Annotated in this window: 12 protein-coding genes and 3 pseudogenes; 3 read left to right on the forward strand and 12 right to left on the reverse strand. The window is 60.1% G+C overall.

The annotated features are described in order from the left end of the window. Positions 1-43: 43 nt before the first annotated feature. The 8 genes and pseudogenes from ACVBAU_RS16555 to ACVBAU_RS16590 all read right to left on the reverse strand — a co-directional run. Positions 44-241, reverse strand: a pseudogene (locus ACVBAU_RS16555) (helix-turn-helix domain-containing protein); the annotation flags it as partial. Continuing rightward, on the reverse strand, positions 192-1,223 hold the full coding sequence (locus ACVBAU_RS16560; protein ID WP_448329291.1) for a phosphotransferase family protein: 1,032 nt from the start codon (positions 1,221-1,223) through the stop codon (positions 192-194). The gene ACVBAU_RS16560 and the pseudogene ACVBAU_RS16555, both read right to left, overlap by 50 nt. Before the next feature lie 12 nt (positions 1,224-1,235). After that, positions 1,236-1,882: pseudogene (locus tag ACVBAU_RS16565) on the reverse strand (histidine phosphatase family protein). A 6-nt stretch (positions 1,883-1,888) separates the two neighbouring features. Then, positions 1,889-3,085 (reverse strand): acetyl-CoA C-acyltransferase, encoded by a 1,197-nt coding sequence (locus ACVBAU_RS16570; protein WP_448329292.1) that lies wholly within the window; start codon positions 3,083-3,085, stop codon positions 1,889-1,891. A 27-nt stretch (positions 3,086-3,112) separates the two neighbouring features. Continuing rightward, positions 3,113-4,037: pseudogene (locus ACVBAU_RS16575) on the reverse strand (SDR family NAD(P)-dependent oxidoreductase). 9 nt (positions 4,038-4,046) lie between these two features. After that, on the reverse strand, positions 4,047-4,868 hold the full coding sequence (locus ACVBAU_RS16580; protein ID WP_448329294.1) for an SDR family oxidoreductase: 822 nt from the start codon (positions 4,866-4,868) through the stop codon (positions 4,047-4,049). A 3-nt stretch (positions 4,869-4,871) separates the two neighbouring features. Then, positions 4,872-5,987, reverse strand: a complete 1,116-nt coding sequence (locus ACVBAU_RS16585; protein WP_448329296.1) for an acyl-CoA dehydrogenase family protein — start codon at positions 5,985-5,987, stop codon at positions 4,872-4,874. Between the two features lie 4 nt (positions 5,988-5,991). Continuing rightward, positions 5,992-7,167: an acyl-CoA dehydrogenase family protein gene (locus ACVBAU_RS16590; protein ID WP_448329298.1), complete on the reverse strand. Its 1,176-nt coding sequence runs from the start codon at positions 7,165-7,167 to the stop codon at positions 5,992-5,994. 125 nt (positions 7,168-7,292) lie between these two features. On the opposite strand from ACVBAU_RS16590, the gene ACVBAU_RS16595 reads away from it, so the two are divergent. The 3 genes from ACVBAU_RS16595 to ACVBAU_RS16605 are packed head-to-tail and all read left to right on the forward strand — an operon-like array spanning position 7,293 to position 9,798. Next, entirely contained in the window at positions 7,293-8,291 is a 999-nt protein-coding gene (locus ACVBAU_RS16595; RefSeq protein WP_448329300.1) for an NADPH:quinone oxidoreductase family protein, read from the forward strand. Between the two features lie 18 nt (positions 8,292-8,309). Then, on the forward strand, positions 8,310-9,314 hold the full coding sequence (locus ACVBAU_RS16600) for an NADP-dependent oxidoreductase (protein ID WP_448329302.1): 1,005 nt from the start codon (positions 8,310-8,312) through the stop codon (positions 9,312-9,314). 13 nt (positions 9,315-9,327) lie between these two features. Beyond that, entirely contained in the window at positions 9,328-9,798 is a 471-nt protein-coding gene (locus tag ACVBAU_RS16605; RefSeq protein ID WP_093732923.1) for a MaoC family dehydratase, read from the forward strand. A 67-nt stretch (positions 9,799-9,865) separates the two neighbouring features. Here ACVBAU_RS16605 and ACVBAU_RS16610 read toward each other — a convergent pair whose 3' ends face one another. From ACVBAU_RS16610 to ACVBAU_RS16625, 4 genes are all read right to left on the reverse strand, one after another. Next, positions 9,866-10,471, reverse strand: coding sequence for an Isoquinoline 1-oxidoreductase subunit (locus ACVBAU_RS16610; RefSeq protein ID WP_448329304.1), 606 nt, complete (start codon positions 10,469-10,471; stop codon positions 9,866-9,868). Positions 10,472-10,474: 3 nt separating this feature from the next. Beyond that, positions 10,475-12,652: a molybdopterin cofactor-binding domain-containing protein gene (locus ACVBAU_RS16615; protein WP_448329306.1), complete on the reverse strand. Its 2,178-nt coding sequence runs from the start codon at positions 12,650-12,652 to the stop codon at positions 10,475-10,477. A gap of 3 nt (positions 12,653-12,655) precedes the next feature. Next, positions 12,656-13,114, reverse strand: coding sequence for a (2Fe-2S)-binding protein (locus ACVBAU_RS16620; protein ID WP_448329308.1), 459 nt, complete (start codon positions 13,112-13,114; stop codon positions 12,656-12,658). 162 nt (positions 13,115-13,276) lie between these two features. Beyond that, positions 13,277-16,390: an efflux RND transporter permease subunit gene (locus ACVBAU_RS16625; RefSeq protein ID WP_448329310.1), complete on the reverse strand. Its 3,114-nt coding sequence runs from the start codon at positions 16,388-16,390 to the stop codon at positions 13,277-13,279. Between the last annotated feature and the right edge of the window lie 20 nt (positions 16,391-16,410).

The following is a 16,410-nucleotide window of genomic DNA, read 5'->3' on the forward strand; positions in this document are numbered from 1 at the left end:
CGACCAGCGTGTGGGTCAGACGCGATACCGTCGCCTTGGGCAGCCCTGTCCGTTCGGAGAAATCCGTGTTGGTCAGGGCCGTTTCATTTTCCCGAAAGCAGCGCAACACATCCAGCCCGCGGGCAAGCGCCGTGACAAAGTTTCTGTCCTTCGTCTCTGCCGGATCTGTTGCGAACTCGTTGGGGGCCATATTATTTGCCTTCCAACGCTTTAAGCCCGTTTTCCGCAAATACCGGCACATAGGCACCGACCTTCATCGCGCGTTCGGGGTTAGAGGCATTGCCGTCCAGCGCACGTTTCAACACGCCCTGGATGATCCCCGCCATGCGGAAGAAGCAGAACGCAAGGTAGAAGCCAAAGTTGTCGATCCCTTCCAACCCGCGGCGTTCGCAGTATTTTGCGATGAATTCAGCATCAGTCGGCACGCCAAGTGCTGCGCGGTCCACCCCGCCAAAGCCGCGCCCTTCGGTGCCCGCGGGCATCTGCCACTGCATGATTACGGCGGCAAGGTCGGCGTAAGGATGGCCAATGGTCGACAGTTCCCAGTCCAGAATGGCCAAGCAATTGGTGCCGTCTTTTTCGAACATCATATTGTCGATGCGATAGTCGCCATGCACCAGCGTGCGCTGCCCGTCGTCTTCTGGGATGCTCGCGGTCAGCTTTTCGATCAGCTGGTTCATCGCGGGCAGATCTTGGGTCTCGGAGGCGCGGTACTGTTTGGTCCAACGCGCGACCTGACGTTCATAGTAGTTACCGGGGGGGCCATAGTCCGACAGGCCAACGGCATCGATATCCACATCGTGCAAAGCCGCCAACACGCGGTTCATCTCGTCGATGACACCGGCGCGGCCTGCCTTGTCCATATCGGGCATGCGCGGGTCCATAAAGTTGCGCCCGTCGATGTGGTCCATGATGTAGAAGGCCGACCCGATTACGTCATCGTCTTCGCACAGCAGGTGCATTTTCGATACGGGGACATCTGTGTCCTGCAACGCTTTTTGTACGCGGAATTCACGGTCAACCGCATGGGCGGATTTCAACAAAACTCCCGGCGGCTTGCGGCGTAGCACATAGTTGCGCGACGGGGTTTTCAGCAGGAAGGTCGGGTTCGATTGCCCCGCCTGAAACTTGGAGACCTCAAGCGGGCCTTCAAAGCCCTCAAGGTGTTCTTCCAGATAGGCGCTGACCTTCGGAATATCGAGTGTCTGGGTGTCTGTGCTCATGGCTACCGTTCCTTAACTATAGGTCAGCATGCCAGCGGTCTGGGCTGACATCAGATGCGGGGTCGCGTTGAATTCATGCAAGAAAAACGCGGACTTGGTGAAGACGAATTTGGTAATTGATGTGTTCTTGATTTGCAGGTTCAAGGTCATCATCATTTTGTGCGGCGCCCCAAGGGATGCAGCTGTAGCTGTCCGATCACGCCGCCCGAGCTTACGGCCAGCACACGCTCGGCCCCTTCGGCACAGGCGATCAGGCGGGCGGCCTCCACGCGGTTGGTAAAGTTGCCCCAGGTTTCGGCTGGGCCTTCGATTTCGTCGGCCTGCCACTGAAAAACGGTCTCGCGCAGGGTGCGAAAATGCACCTTGCGGTCGCCTTTTACCAGATCCGGAACGGCCCCTTTATAGCGCGCGTTCAGCAAGTCCTGGAAATCATATTCATTCAGCCCGGGGTGTGTATCGCCTGCCTCGAACCCCATCGAGGCAAGCGTTTCTTTCTGGCGGGTCAGGGTGCCGGTGATTGTCCGGTCCGGCACCCAGCCTGTATCGCGAAGCAACTGGCCAACGGCCTCGGATTGCCGGTGCCCAAGGTCCGACAGCTTGTCGTAGTTGTCAGCCCCAAAGGACGCCTGACCGTGACGTATGACCAGTAGCTCTCCCATAGCGGTTTACAGAACCTCGAAGAGGCCAGCAGCGCCCATGCCGCCACCGACACACATGGTGCAGACAACGTATTTGGCACCGCGACGCTTGCCTTCGATCAGCGCGTGGCCAACCATGCGCGCGCCCGACATGCCGTAGGGGTGACCGATCGAAATCGCGCCGCCGTCCACGTTCAACAGCTCGTCCGGGATGCCCAGTTTGTCGCGCGAGGCGATGACCTGGCAAGCGAAGGCTTCGTTCAATTCCCACAGACCGATGTCTTCGATCTTGAGCCCGTGTGCTTCAAGAAGTTTCGGCACGGCGTAGATCGGGCCGATGCCCATTTCGTCAGGCTCGCACCCTGCGGCCATCACACCAATGTAGCGGCCCAGTGGCTGAAGACCGCGGCGTTCGGCTTCCTTGGCTTCCATGACCACGGCGGCAGATGCGCCATCGGACAGCTGCGAGGCGTTACCCGCGGTGATGAACTTGCCTTCGGGCAGGTGGATGCCGTCTTTAAATACAGGCTTCAGACCTGCAAGGCTTTCGGCAGTGGTACCAGGACGGTTGCCTTCATCTTTCTCCAAAGTAACTTCGTGCTTGGAAATCTCTTTGGTGGCTTTGTCCTGAACCATCATTGTGGTGGTCATTGCGACGATCTCGTCGTCAAAGCGGCCAGCCTGTTGCGCCTGATGGGTCAGCTCTTGGCTGCGCGCTGCGTATTCGTCTTGCGCTTCGCGGCTGACGTTATAGCGCTCTGCCACGTTTTCAGCTGTTTCCAGCATGGTCATATAGATTTCGGGCTTGTTCTGCTTGAGCCATGGATCCGCACTGACGCGCATTTCTGCTGTCTGCACCATGGAAATGCTGTCGACACCGCCGCCGATGACAATATCCATGCCGTCGGTGATAACCTGCTTGGCTGCGGTGGCAATTGCCATCATGCCCGAGGCACACTGACGGTCCAGCGACATGCCTGCAACGGTCACCGGCAGACCCGCGCGAATGGCGGCCTGACGCGCAATGTTGCCCGCCTGATGGCCCTGCTGCAATGCTGAACCGAACACGCAGTCAGAGATTTCCGAGCCGTCAAGCCCGGCCCGCTTCACAGCGTGCTCGATGGCATGCGCGGCAAGCGCCTGTGGTGTGGTTGCGTTGAACGCACCGCGATAGGCTTTGCCAATCGGGGTACGGGCTGTGGATACGATTACTGCGTCACGCATGGTGATCTCCCTTTGAAATTTCGTCTGTTAGCCCCAATCCAGATCAAGACCTTGGGCCTTGGCTGCATTGAGAGCGTATTTCTTGGTTTGACTAAAGGCATCGGTCAGCTCTTGCTGGCCTGTCTCGTCGGTGATTTTGTCGAAAGCGGATGCGACACCTTCAGGGGTATTCTCGTCGCCGGTCAAGGTCACGCCTTCCGTTTCGTAAATACGGGTTTGAGCGAACCCGCCTGCCCCTGCGCCAAGGATCACGCGGCTGGGGCCATCCTCGCTGACCAGGTACAGCAGGCCGGGGGTGATGGTTTCGGGGGCCAGCAACGCCTGCGCCTGTTCGGGCAGCAGATCGGCGGTCATCCGTGTGGCGGCGGTGGGCGCCAGCGTGTTGACGCGGATATTGTCGCGCGCGCCTTCAAGGTGCAGCACGTTCATCAGCCCCATCATCGCCGCTTTGGCCGCGCCATAGTTGGACTGACCAAAGTTGCCATAAAGCCCCGACGCCGAGGATGTCAGCACGATGCGCCCGTATTTTTGTTGGCGCATGATCGGCCAGCAGGCGTGGGTGACATTCGCCGACCCGATCAAATGGACGTCGACGACCTTGCGGAAATCAGACATCTCCATTTTCGAGAACGTCTTGTCCCGCAGGATGCCTGCGTTGTTCACCACAATGTCGACGCGGCCCCAGGCGTCCATGACCTGCGCGACCATATCCTTGACGCCGGCTTCGTCCGACACATCACAGCCATGGGCCATCGCTTCGCCGCCCGCGTCGCGGATTTCCTGCGCGACCGCTTCTGCGGCAGCCGAGGATGCCCCCTGCGTCGGTTGTCACACCCAGATCGTTGACCATGACACGTGCACCACGCGCTGCCAAACCAAGCGCATGACTGCGCCCCAGACCGGTGCCCGCGCCGGTAACAATGGCCACGCGATTGTTAAAACGAATTTCCATCATCGCCCCTTAGTGCAGTGCTTGTTCAAAGATGTTCGGCCCGCTCATCACATTGATGCCGCCGCTGACAGGCACCACGGCACCCGTGATATAGGCCCCGCCTTTGCCGCATAGAAACAACATGCAGCCCGCGATATCCGTATCGGTCCCCACGCGGCGCAAGGGCACGTCGTCGCCCACCTTGCTGCGCATGCCTTCGTCATGGGTCGCAAAAGCGGTCATGCGCGACACGAACGGTCCGGGGGCCAAAGCGTTCACCGTGATCCCATCGCCCGCCAGTTCCTTGGCAAGGATCTTGCTCAGGTGGATCACCGCGGCTTTCGAGGCGGAGTAGCTGTAGGCGCCGTCGCCCATCTCGCGTTCGCCCATGACAGAACCGACGTTCACAACCCGCGCCGGATCTTCGATCGTCGCGTTCACCTTGAGCAGTGGCAGCAGTTTTTGCGTCAGATCAAATAGGCCCGCGACATTCACGTCCATGACCTTGCCCCAGGCTTTGAACGGAAAGTCACCCAAAGGTGCGCCCCAAGTGATACCCGCGTTGTTCATCAAAATATCGAGGCTCTCGGTGCGTTCCTTCACGGCTGCAACCATCGCGTCGACACCTTCTTCGGTGCCTACATCGCCCGCGAACCCCTCGGCTGAGCCAGAGGCCCCGAGCGCGTTCAGTTCTTTTGCAACAGCCTCGCAGGCCTCTCCCTTACGGCTGGCGATCAGCACGCGGGCACCGGCACGCACCAGCGCCTCGGCCGCCATCCGGCCAATCCCGGTCGCCCCGCCTGTGACCAGCGCGGTTTTGCCCTCGAGCCCGAAAAGTGCTTGAATATCCATGACTTAGAATCCTCTGTGCTTGGCGACTTGGGCGGCGTGATAGCCGTAGTCCCCCAGCCATTCGGCGCCAACGCGGGCGCGCTTCATGTAAAATCCGATGTCGAAAGCATCGGTCATGCCGATCCCGCCGTGCATCTGTACCCCTTCGATCACCGCCAGCTTGGCCGTCGATGTCGCGCGGGCCTTGGCCAGCGATACAGCCATGGTGGCATTGTCGGGATCTTCGTCCAGCTTGCGCCCCGCGTGCAGCACGGCAGAGGCGGTGACCTCGATCTCGCACCACAGGTGGGCGGCGCGATGTTGCAAGGCTTGGAATGTGCCGATCAATGTGCCGAATTGCTTGCGCTCTTTCAGATAACCAACGGTCATCCCGAACGCCCCCGCAGCGACGCCGGCCATTTCGGCGGCCAGTGCGGCCTGTCCTGCCTCGATCGCGGGTTTGAGCACGGTCATGGCGTCGTCGACCTGACCCAGCACATCATCGCCCGTCGCTTCGACATTGTCGAAGTCGATCCGCGCCGAGTCGCGTGCGTCGATCATGTTCTGCGCATTGCGCGTGATGCCCGCACGGTCTGCGGGAATGTCGAACAGGGTCAGACCATTGTCGGTCTTGGCCAGCACCAGCAAACGGTCTGACAAAGCACCATCCACGACAAAGGTCTTCTTGCCCGTCAGGCGAAAACCGTTGCCTTCGGATGTGGCAACCATCGCGGTGGCGTTTGGGTCGAACTTCGATGTCTCATCCACCGCCAGCGCATAAGTCGCGTCACCGCTGGCAATCTTGGCGAGTGCAGCTTCGGCGCGCGCGTCGCTGACGTTGCGCAGGGCTGTTGCGGCGATCACCGCTGTCGAAAGGAAGGGGCTAACGGCCAGCGTCTTGCCCATTTCTTGCGCCAGAATACCCGCAGCAGCATGGCCCATATCGACACCACCTGCGCTTTCAGGAACCAGCACACCGGCCCATCCCATCGCGGCCATCTCTTTCCACATCTTGGCGTCATGCGTTTTGCCCGCATCACGCAGGTCGCGGAATGCTTTGACGGGGGCGGATTTATCAAGGAAACCGCGCGCTGCATCGACCAGCATGGTTTCGTCTTCTGTTAATACTAATTTTACCATGATCTTACCCCGGAAGCCCAAGCACGCGGCGGGAGATAATGCTCAGCATTACCTCGCTTGTGCCGCCTTCGATTGAATTGGCCTTTGTGCGCAGCCAGTCCGCCGGACGGTTGCCCAACGGCCCGTCCCATTCCAGCGCATCGCTGCCGCCTGCGGCCATCAGCAATTCATGGCGCTGCATGTTCAGCTCTGTGCCCATGTATTTCAGCATCGCGGACGCATTGCCTGCGCCAGTGCCGGCTTCGGCTTGGTCTTTGTAGCGTTCAAGCGTGAGCCCAATGGCGAGCGCGTCAACCTCGCAGCGCATCGCGTCAGCGCGCAGCACGGTGTCCATCTCTTGCCCCTCGGCCAAAGATTCGTTCAGCACCGCACCAAGTGCGCGACCGCCCGACAGCCCTTGCCCGCCGCCCGAGATCATCTCGCGCTCGTGGGTCAGCAGGTATTTTGCAACATCCCAACCGCGGTTCTCTTCGCCAACGATCCGGTTCTTGGGCACCTTTACATTGGTAAAGAACGTTTCGCAGAACACGGACGCACCGGAAATCAACTTGATCGGGCGGGTTTCGACGCCGTCGTCTTCCATGTCGATCAGCAGAAAGGAAATGCCGTTATGCTTGGATGCATCACGGTCAGTGCGGATCAGCGCAAAAATCCAGTCGGCTTTGTCGGCATAAGAGGTCCAGATTTTCTGGCCGTTCACCAGCCAATGGTCGCCCTTGTCCTCGCCCTTGGTCTGGACACTGGCCAGATCGGACCCGGCGCCCGGCTCGGAATAGCCCTGACACCAGCGGACTTCACCACGTGCGATCGGGGGCAAATAATGCAGTTTCTGCTCATGCGTGCCAAAGTGCAGCAAGGCGGGCCCAAGCATCCAGATACCAAAGCTTTGCAACGGGTTGCGCGCCTCGATCCGGTCCATCTCTTCTTTGAAAATCTTTTCCTGCGCGCGGTTCATCCCCGCCCCGCCGTACTCAACGGGCCATGTGGGCACGGTATAGCCCTTGGACGCGGCGCGCTCTAACCAGACGCGTTGCGCGTCGGATTCGAACTCAAAATTCTTGCCACCCCAGCATATCGATGCTTCACTCGGCTCACCGCCGCGCATTTCAGCTGGGCAGTTTGCCTCAAGCCAAACGCGCAACTCCGCGCGGAAACCCTCCAGTTCCTGTTCGGACTGCATCTTATCTCCCCCCTCGTTTTGCGAACTCCAATTCCGCACTGCAAAATTGCATTTCGAAATTCGATTGACAAGACAGTTTCTGAACGCGCCTATTGCTTTGCAAATTCTAGAGGAGGAAAGACCCGATGAAAGCCATGCTTAGCACTGCCCCCGGCGGCCCCGAAACACTGGAACTGACCGAGCTGCCACAGCCCGAACCCAAGAAAGGGCAGGTCCGAATCCGTGTGCGTGCGGCGGGGCTGAACTTCCCTGACACCTTGATTATCAAGGATCTTTACCAGATGAAGCCGCAACGCCCCTTTGCCCCAGGTGGTGAAGTCGCCGGTGATGTGGACGCCGTGGGAGAGGGCGTTTCCAACGTGGCAGTCGGGGACCGTGTCTTGGCAATGACCGGCTTTGGCGGCTTTGCGACAGACATCATTGTTGACGCGGAACGGGTCATGAATATCCCAGACGCGATGCCATATGACGAAGCGTCATGTCTGGTTCTGACCTATGGGACCTCACATCACGCCCTAAAAAACCGGGCCGAAATCCAGCCCGGCGAATCTTTGCTGATCATGGGCGCTGCGGGTGGTGTCGGTGCCGCCGCGATCGAACTGGCCAAAGCTTCGGGCGTGCGGGTCATCGCCGCGGTATCGTCGGAAGAAAAAGCGCAGTTCTGTCGTGATTTAGGCGCCGATGAAACGATCATCTACAGCCGCGACATGGACGACCGCGCCACGCAAAAAGCCTTCTCGGACGAGATCAAGAAGCTGTCGGGCGGCGAAGGCGTCGATGTGGTCTATGACGCCGTCGGCGGTGCCTATGCAGAACCCGCTGTGCGCGCGCTGGCCTGGAAAGGCCGCTATCTGGTCGTAGGCTTCCCCGCTGGCATCCCCAAAATCCCACTGAACCTGACGTTGCTGAAAGGCTCGCAGATCATGGGTGTTTTCTGGGGCGCGCATACGGCACGTGAACCCAAGGTACATGCCGAAAACATGGCCGATCTGTTCCGCATGTATGCTGACGGTCAGATCAAACCGCGCATCTCGGCCCGCTTCCCGCTGGAGAAAGCCGCCGACGCGTTGAACCTGATGCAAGACCGCAAGGTGCAGGGCAAAGTCGTTTTGGATGTTCAGTAATCAAGAGGGACAATCAAAATGACCAACACACAAATTGTTATCGCAGAGCTGCCCAGCGATTCGCTGACAGCTGAGCATTTCAAACAGACCACCACCGATATGCCCGTGGCGGGTGACGGGCAGGTGCTGCTCAAGGTGATCCTGATGTCCATCGACGCGGCCAACCGGTCGTGGATGAAGGGGGCCACCTACCGCGCCGCTGTAAACGCGGGCGACGCCATGCCGACCTATGCGATCTGCGAAGTCGTCGAAAGCAACAGCGACCGTCTGGCCGTGGGCGATATCGTCGCGTCCGAGGCGACTTGGTCGACCTTTGTCGCTGCTGATGCGCGGAAATGCGAGAAACTGCCCAATGTGCCGCAACTGTCGAACCTGATGTCTGTTTACGGCATCGCGGGCAAAACCGCCTACCACGGGCTGATCTCGGTCGGGCAACCGGTCGCGGGTGAAACCGTGCTGGTGTCGGCTGCGGCGGGGTCGGTCGGCGGCTATGTCGGTCAGATCGCCAAGGCGCTTGGCTGTCGGGTCGTGGGCATCGCCGGTGGGGCGGAAAAATGCAAATGGGTGACGGAAGAATTGGGCTTTGACGCCTGCATCGACTACCGCGCGCCTGGCATGTCCAAGGCCCTGCGCGCCGCCTGCCCCGATGGGGTAGACGTGTATTTCGACAACGTTGGTGGCACCGTGCTCGAGGCGGCGTTGTTTGCGATGAACGAAAAAGGCCGCGTGGTGTGCTGCGGTGCCGTCAGCCAGTATGACACGGAAATCCCCACCGGCCCGCGCAACCTGCCCGGTCTGGTCGTGGTCAAGCGTCTGCGCATGGAGGGGTTCATCGTGATGGACTGGACCCAGAACGACGCCAAGGCGCTGCGGGCGTTGCAGACTTGGGTGAAGGCGGGCCAGATCAAGGTAACCGAAGATATCATCGACGGACTGGAAAACGCGCCACAAGCGTTGATCGGTCTGCTGGCCGGTGAAAACAAAGGCAAGCGCATGGTGCGTGTTGCCGCTGACCCATCCTGAAGGAGCATTACCCATGTCTGCACTGAAAGAGGCGTTTGCCCATAGTGAAACGCTGATCGGGACCGAGGTCGGTGTCTCTGATTGGATCACGGTGGATCAAGAGATGATCGACCAATTCGCCAAAACCACCCACGATATGCAGTGGATCCACATCGACCCCGAACGCGCGGCGGCGGAAACGCCCTTTGGCGGGACCATCGCGCACGGGTTCCTGACCCTGTCGCTCGCCAGCCGCTTTGCCTATGATTGCTTTAACATGATGCCCGGACAGGTGATGGGCATCAACTATGGCATGAACAAGCTGCGGTTTCTGACACCGGTCAAAGCGGGCTCACGCCTGCGGGGGCGGTTTACGCTGCAAAAGGTCACGGCACGCAACGCCACCGATATGCTGCGCGAAAACCTGCTGACGATCGAAATCGAAGGCGTCGAGACACCCGCGATGGTGGCCGAATGGCTTGGGCTGGCAGTTTTCAAGGACTAATTTTTACGACCAGAACGACAAAGGGCCACGCAATCCTGCGCGGCCCTTTGCTTTTGTGGAGCGCGGATTACCCCGCAGGGCAGGCCGCACCGGTTTCAATCCAGGCTTTGGTCAGCGCGCCAAAGATTTCCTGACTGCCCGGGGCGGGCTCGCGCCCCTCGCCCGGATGCCACCCCCAACCGACCAACCCGTCTTCGGCGTTATGCTCGTGCAGCTCTGCCAAGGACCGCCCGCCATTGCGTTCTTCGTCTTTGATCTGGGCACAAATCTCGGCGGCGGATTTGCCAATCCAACCCATTTCAATCGGGGCAAGCTGCCAAGGCGTATGGCCGGGGATCGACCCGCCCCCTGCGGCAAAGGTCATGTTTTGATCACCGTGGCAGGTGGTGCAGCGCATGCCCGGCGCACCAAAGTCTGCCTCCCCGCGCACAACGGGGGGCTCGTGCATCTGCATATCCATCCCTTGCCGCGGAGAATTATCGACAGGGTGACAGTTCAGGCAGCGCGGATGCCCGATCACCACCATCATTTCCTCGAACAGCGCGGTAGAACGTTCCGCCTCCCCTTCGATGGCATCAAACTCGTTGACCGTGCGCAGACCGTTGACGGTTTCTGCCATAACGGGGCCTGCCATTAGCGCAGCGATGGCCATGATTTTCAGCGTCTTCTTCATGGCTTACACTCCTACGGATTTGCTAAAGGGCAGTTTCGTCACAGCCTGGCCCGTCAGGGCGCGCCATGCGTTTGCAACCGCCGGACCTACCGGCGGCAGACCGGGCTCACCGATGCCTGTGGGGTCATTGTCGCTTTGAATGATGGCGACCTCTACCTCAGGCATCTCGTTGATGCGCAGCATGCGGTAGGTGTCAAAGTTGCGTTCCACGATGGTGCCGCCCTCGCCAAGTGTGACCTCGTCGAACAGAACCGAGCCCAGACCATAGCCCGCCCCGCCTTCGATCTGCGCACGGATGACGTTGGGGTTCACGGCGACACCACAATCGACAGCGCACCAGATCTTATGGACCTTGGGGAACCCGCCCTGATCCGACACTTCGACGATCTGGGCCACATAGGTGTTAAAGCTCTCGTGCACGGCGACGCCGTAGGCGCGATCCCCCTTGACCTTGGTGCCGTCCCAGCCCGCAAGCTCGGCCACCTTCTCCAACACGCCACGGTCGCGACCGGCATCGCCTTTCATCAGGTCCAAACGCCCCTGAACCGGGTCCTTGGCCCCTGCCTCGAGCAGTTGATCCAAAAACACTTCGGTCGCATAGCCGGTGTGCGAATGACCGACAGAGCGCCACCAAAGCACCGACACGGGGCTGTCCTGCCGGACCCAATCGACCTTAAGCGCAGGCAGATCATACGGCATTTTCGTCGCGCCCTCATAAGAGGTCGGGTCCATGCCGTCTTTCATCATTGCTTCCATCGGACCACCGGCCATGATGGATTGGTTCACCACCACGTCATGCCAACCAACGATATTGCCGTCAGCGTCCAAGCCGCCCTTCATCTTGTGCACGGTCAGCGGACGATAATAGCCGCCGGTCATGTCATCTTCTCGCGTCCAAAGCAGTTTCCATGACCCGTTGCCGCCTGCGGCTTTCGCGATTTCGGCGACTTCGGCGGCGACATGGGACGTGGGCTGCGCACGGCGGCCAAAGCTGCCCCCCGCGAACATAACGTTGATCCGCACATCAGACGGGTCAATTCCCAGCGTGGCTGCCAGCGTCGGCTTGTCGAGCGAGGGAAACTGCGAGCCCATCCAGAGCTCGGCCTTGCCGTCGGTCATTTCAAGCACGGCGTCCAGCGGTTCGAGTGCGGCATGGGCAAGATAGGGGAAGTGGAATTCTGCCTCGATCACCTGAGCGGCCCCGTCGATCCCTTTCATGGCGTCGCCGATCTCTTCGGCGGCACGGCCCCCTTCTGCAGCGGCGCGGGAAAAATCAGCGTAGATCTGTTCGGTCGACCGCGTTTCGGCCTTGCTGTCGTCCCACGTCACGCTCAACGCCTCGCGCCCTTTCAGCGCGGCACCGGTGTTTTTCGCATAAACGGCAACGCCTTGCGGGATCTCGCGCACCGCGATCACGCCGGGTACCTTCAGCGCATCGGTATCGTCAAAGCTGGCCACGACAGCGCCCATCTTGTCAGGATGGGCGACGACGACGGTCTCCATTCCGTCGCGGTACACATCCATCGTGTATTCCGCCTTGCCGGTCGTCTTGGCGTGGGTATCCAGCTTGGGCACATCGGTCCCGATCAGGATAAAATCCTTGGCCTGCTTCAACTTGGGCTCCGCAGGTGCCGTCATAGTCGCGGCTTTCTCGGCGAAGGCACCAAAGCCCGCTTCGGTGCCCTTGGCGTGAGAAATGCGCCCCTTCGATACGGTAATCTCGGACGCGGGCACGCCCCATTCCGCGGCGGCAGCATCCACCAGCATCGCGCGCGCAGCGGCGCCGGCTTTGCGCATCTGCAGATAGCTGTTCGCCATCGCCGTGGACCCGCCTGTCCCCTGCAATCCGAACAAGGAATTGGCGTAGAGTTCATCATTGGCCGGCGCACTTTGAGCGCGCATCTGCGACCAGTCGGCGTCCAACTCTTCGGCCACCAAGGTCGCGAGACCGGTGTTCGGCCCCTGACCGAATTCGATATGCTTGATGATGACCGTCACCGTGTCATCCGGCGCGACGCGGACAAATGCGTTTGGTGCGAAGGTAGCCGGATCAGCCGACGGATCAAAAGCGGTCGCGGCACCGGATTGGGCGCGTGATTTTTCCGGCAGAACAACACCGATCACCAGACCGGCAGAAGCCGTTGACAGAAAACCGCGACGGGAAAGCTTTGAAGTGTTCATGTCTTAACCCTCCAGCTCTTTGGCGGCGTTCTTGATCGCGGCGCGGATACGAACATAGGTGGCGCAGCGGCAGATATTGCCGGCCATCGCATTATCGATATCCTCGTCCGTTGGGTTCGGGATCTCGCGCAGCAGGGCCGTGGCGCTCATGACCTGTCCGGATTGACACCAACCGCACTGGGGCACGTCGATCGCTTCCCATGCGGCCTGTACGGCGCGCGCTTCGCGGCCTTCGACCGCTTCGATGGTGGTCACGTAAGACCCTTCGACCATCGAGATCGGGGTGACACAGCTGCGACGGGTCATTCCGTTCAGCTCGACGGTGCAGGCGCCGCATTGGGCGATGCCACAGCCGAATTTCGTGCCGGTCAGCCGCATGTCATCGCGCAGCACCCACAAAAGAGGCGTGTCGTCGGGCGCGTCGACGCTCACCTCTTTGCCGTTCAGGGTAAAGTTGATCATGCTGGCTATTCCTTCAAGCTGTTGGCGGATGGCGTGGAATCTTGGTGCTTCCCTCGGAGAGGGAATTAGCCCGCGAAGGGGCGTCGTCAATGACCCGACATGCCAAAGGCGGAGATAACACAAGGGTACCTCCGCCAGATTTTCATCGCCGGTGATGCGGGCTTAATCGTTGGTGGTCTTGGCCGGATCCTTGCCGGTGAAACGGGCCACCATGGCAAAGAAATAGGGCACGAACAGCACACCCAGTACGGTCGCGGCAATCGTACCGGCCAGCACACCGGCCCCGATGGCCGTACGCCCGCCAGACCCGGCACCCGTGCTAAGAACCAGCGGCAAGACCCCCAATGAGAACGCCATAGAGGTCATTATGATCGGGCGGAACCGTTGCCGTGCTGCATCAATGGCGGCATCAAAAATGCTCTCGCCGTCTCGGCGTCTGTCGCGGGCAAACTCGACGATCAGGATCGCGTTTTTGCCCGTCAGACCCACGACGGTCAGCAGCCCCACCTGAAAGAAGACGCCATTTTCGAACCCGCCCAGATACGCACCCGTCAACGTCCCAAGGATACCAATCGGCATCGCGAGCATCACCGCAAAGGGGATCGACCAGCTTTCATACAGCGCCGCCAGCGCTAGGAAAATCGCTGCAAGCGACAGACCATACAACAGCGGTGCCTGATTGCCGCTTTCTTGTTCTTCCAGCGACAGACCCGTCCACGCGATCTGGAAACCGGGGGGCAACTGCGTCACCAGACGTTCCAGCTCTGCGATGGCTTCGCCGGTGCTGACCCCCGGCGCGGGGGACCCCTGAATTTGCATCGCGGGGATGCCGTTATAGCGGTTCACCCCTTGCGGCCCGTAAGCCCAGCTCCCTTCGGCAAAGTTCGAGAAGGGCACCAACCCGCCGCTGTCATTGCGCACGCGCCATTTCTCAAGATCCGAAGGGACCGCCCGTGCCGCGGCCTCGCCCTGCACATAGACCCGCTTGATCCGCCCTTCATCGACAAAGTCATTCACATAGCGACCCGCCCAAGCGATGGTCAGCAGCGTGCCCACATCCGTGGCGCTGACCCCCATCGCCCCGGCACGGCGCCAGTCGATATCCAGATTGAACTGCGCCGCATCCTCTAACCCGCTGGGGCGGGCAGAGGCGATGAGCGGGCTTTGCGCCGCCATGCCCAACAGTTGGTTGCGCGCCTCTAGCAATTGCTCGTGGCTTTGCCCGCCGCGCCCTTGCAGATAGAAATCAAAGCCGGATACATTGCCAAGCTGGCTGACCGAGGGCGGCACGATGGGAAACACCATGGCGTCCTGAATTTGGCTGAATGCACCAAACGCCCGACCGGCCACCGCCTGCACGCTTTGCGCCGCGGCGGTGCGTTCTTCCCAGTCTTTTAGCCGCACAAAGACCAGACCAAGGTTTTGCCCTTGGCCCGCAAAGCTGAAGCCAACCACGCCAAACACGGATTCAACGACGTCATCCTCGTTTTCCAGATAGTAGTTTTCGACCTGTTTGATGACCTCGAGCGTGCGCTCCGCCGTGGCCCCGGTCGGGGCTTGCACCAGCGTGAACAAGGTGCCCTGATCTTCGGCAGGCAAGAACCCTGCGGGCGTGCGGATGAACAAGAACACCATCGCAGCGATGATCGCCAGATAGACCAGCCCGACCCGCAGCGGACGGCGCACCAGCCAGCCGACCGTGCCGGTGTACCCGCCCAGCGTTTTGTCAAAACCGCGGTTGAACAGGCCAAAGAACCCGCGCCGCTTCTCGTGGCTGCCCTGCTTGAGCAGCGACGCACAGAGCGCCGGCGTCAGAGTCAGGGCCACCACCACCGACAATGTCATGGCCGAGATGATGGTGATCGAGAACTGCTTGTAGATCACCCCCGTCGAGCCCGGGAAAAACGCCATCGGCACGAAAACCGCAGACAAAACCACAGCGATGCCGATCAAGGCACCGGTGATCTGGTCCATCGATTTGCGCGTCGCTTCCAGCGGACCGATGTGTTCCTGTTCCATGATGCGTTCGACATTTTCGACGACAACAATCGCGTCATCCACCAACAGACCAATCGCCAGCACCATGCCCAACATCGTCAGCGTGTTGATCGAAAACCCAAAGGCCGCCAGCACCCCGAATGTCCCCAGCAACACGACCGGCACGGCAAGCGTCGGAATTAGCGTGGCGCGAATGTTCTGCAAGAACAGATACATAACGATGAACACCAACACGATCGCCTCGATCAGGGTCTTGATCACCTCTTCGATAGAGATTTTGACGAAAGGCGTTGTATCGAAGGGCACAACATAGCTGACTCCCTCGGGGAAAAAGCCCGACAGTTCCTCGATCCGCTGTTCGACGGCGGCAGCCGTATCCAGTGCGTTGGCACCCGGTGCGAGGCTGACCGCCATGCCGGTCGCGGCATTGCGATTATAGCGCGAGATTGTGGCATAGCTTTCCGCACCGATCTCTACCCGCGCAACATCATTCAGCAACACCAGCCCACCGTTGGTTTCCGCACGCAGCACGATCTGGCGGAAATCCTCGGGACTGGTCAGCAGGGATTGTGCCGTGATCGTAGCGTTCAGCGCCTGCCCTTCGACCGCGGGACGGCTGCCAAAAGACCCCGCCGAAATTTGCGCGTTCTCGGCCGAAACGGCTGCGACGATGTCGGATGGGGTCAGCTCGAACGCGGCAAGCTTTACGGGGTCAAGCCAGATGCGCATGGCGTATTGCGCCCCGAACACCTGCACGCTGCCCACGCCTTCGACGCGGCTGATCTCATTGACCAGATTGGATTGCATATAATCGCCAAGGTCAGTCGCATCATATTGGCCGTTCTCGGCAATCAGCCCGATCACCATCAAGAACCCGGCAGAGGATTTCTGCACTGTGATGCCCTGACGCTGCACCGGTTCTGGCAACAACGCAGAGGCTTGCGACAGTTTGTTTTGCACCTGCACCTGCGCGATATCGACATCGGTTCCGGTCTCGAAGGTCAGCGTGATACTGGCACCGCCGGCGCTGGTGGATGACGACGAGATATAGCGTAGCCCGTCCAGACCTGTCATCTGCTGTTCGATCACCTGTGTGACCGTATTGGCCACCGTTTGCGCCGAGGCCCCGGGATAGGACGCACGCACAGCCACCGACGGCGGTGCGATTTGCGGATACTGGGCCACGGGGAGGGTGAGGATCGACAAAACGCCGATACCCATGATGAAAATCGAAATCACCCACGCAAAGATAGGGCGGTCAATAAAGAAACGGGCCATGCAAAAACGCTCCGGCTTTA

The organism is Sulfitobacter sp. M13 (assembly GCF_053474885.1).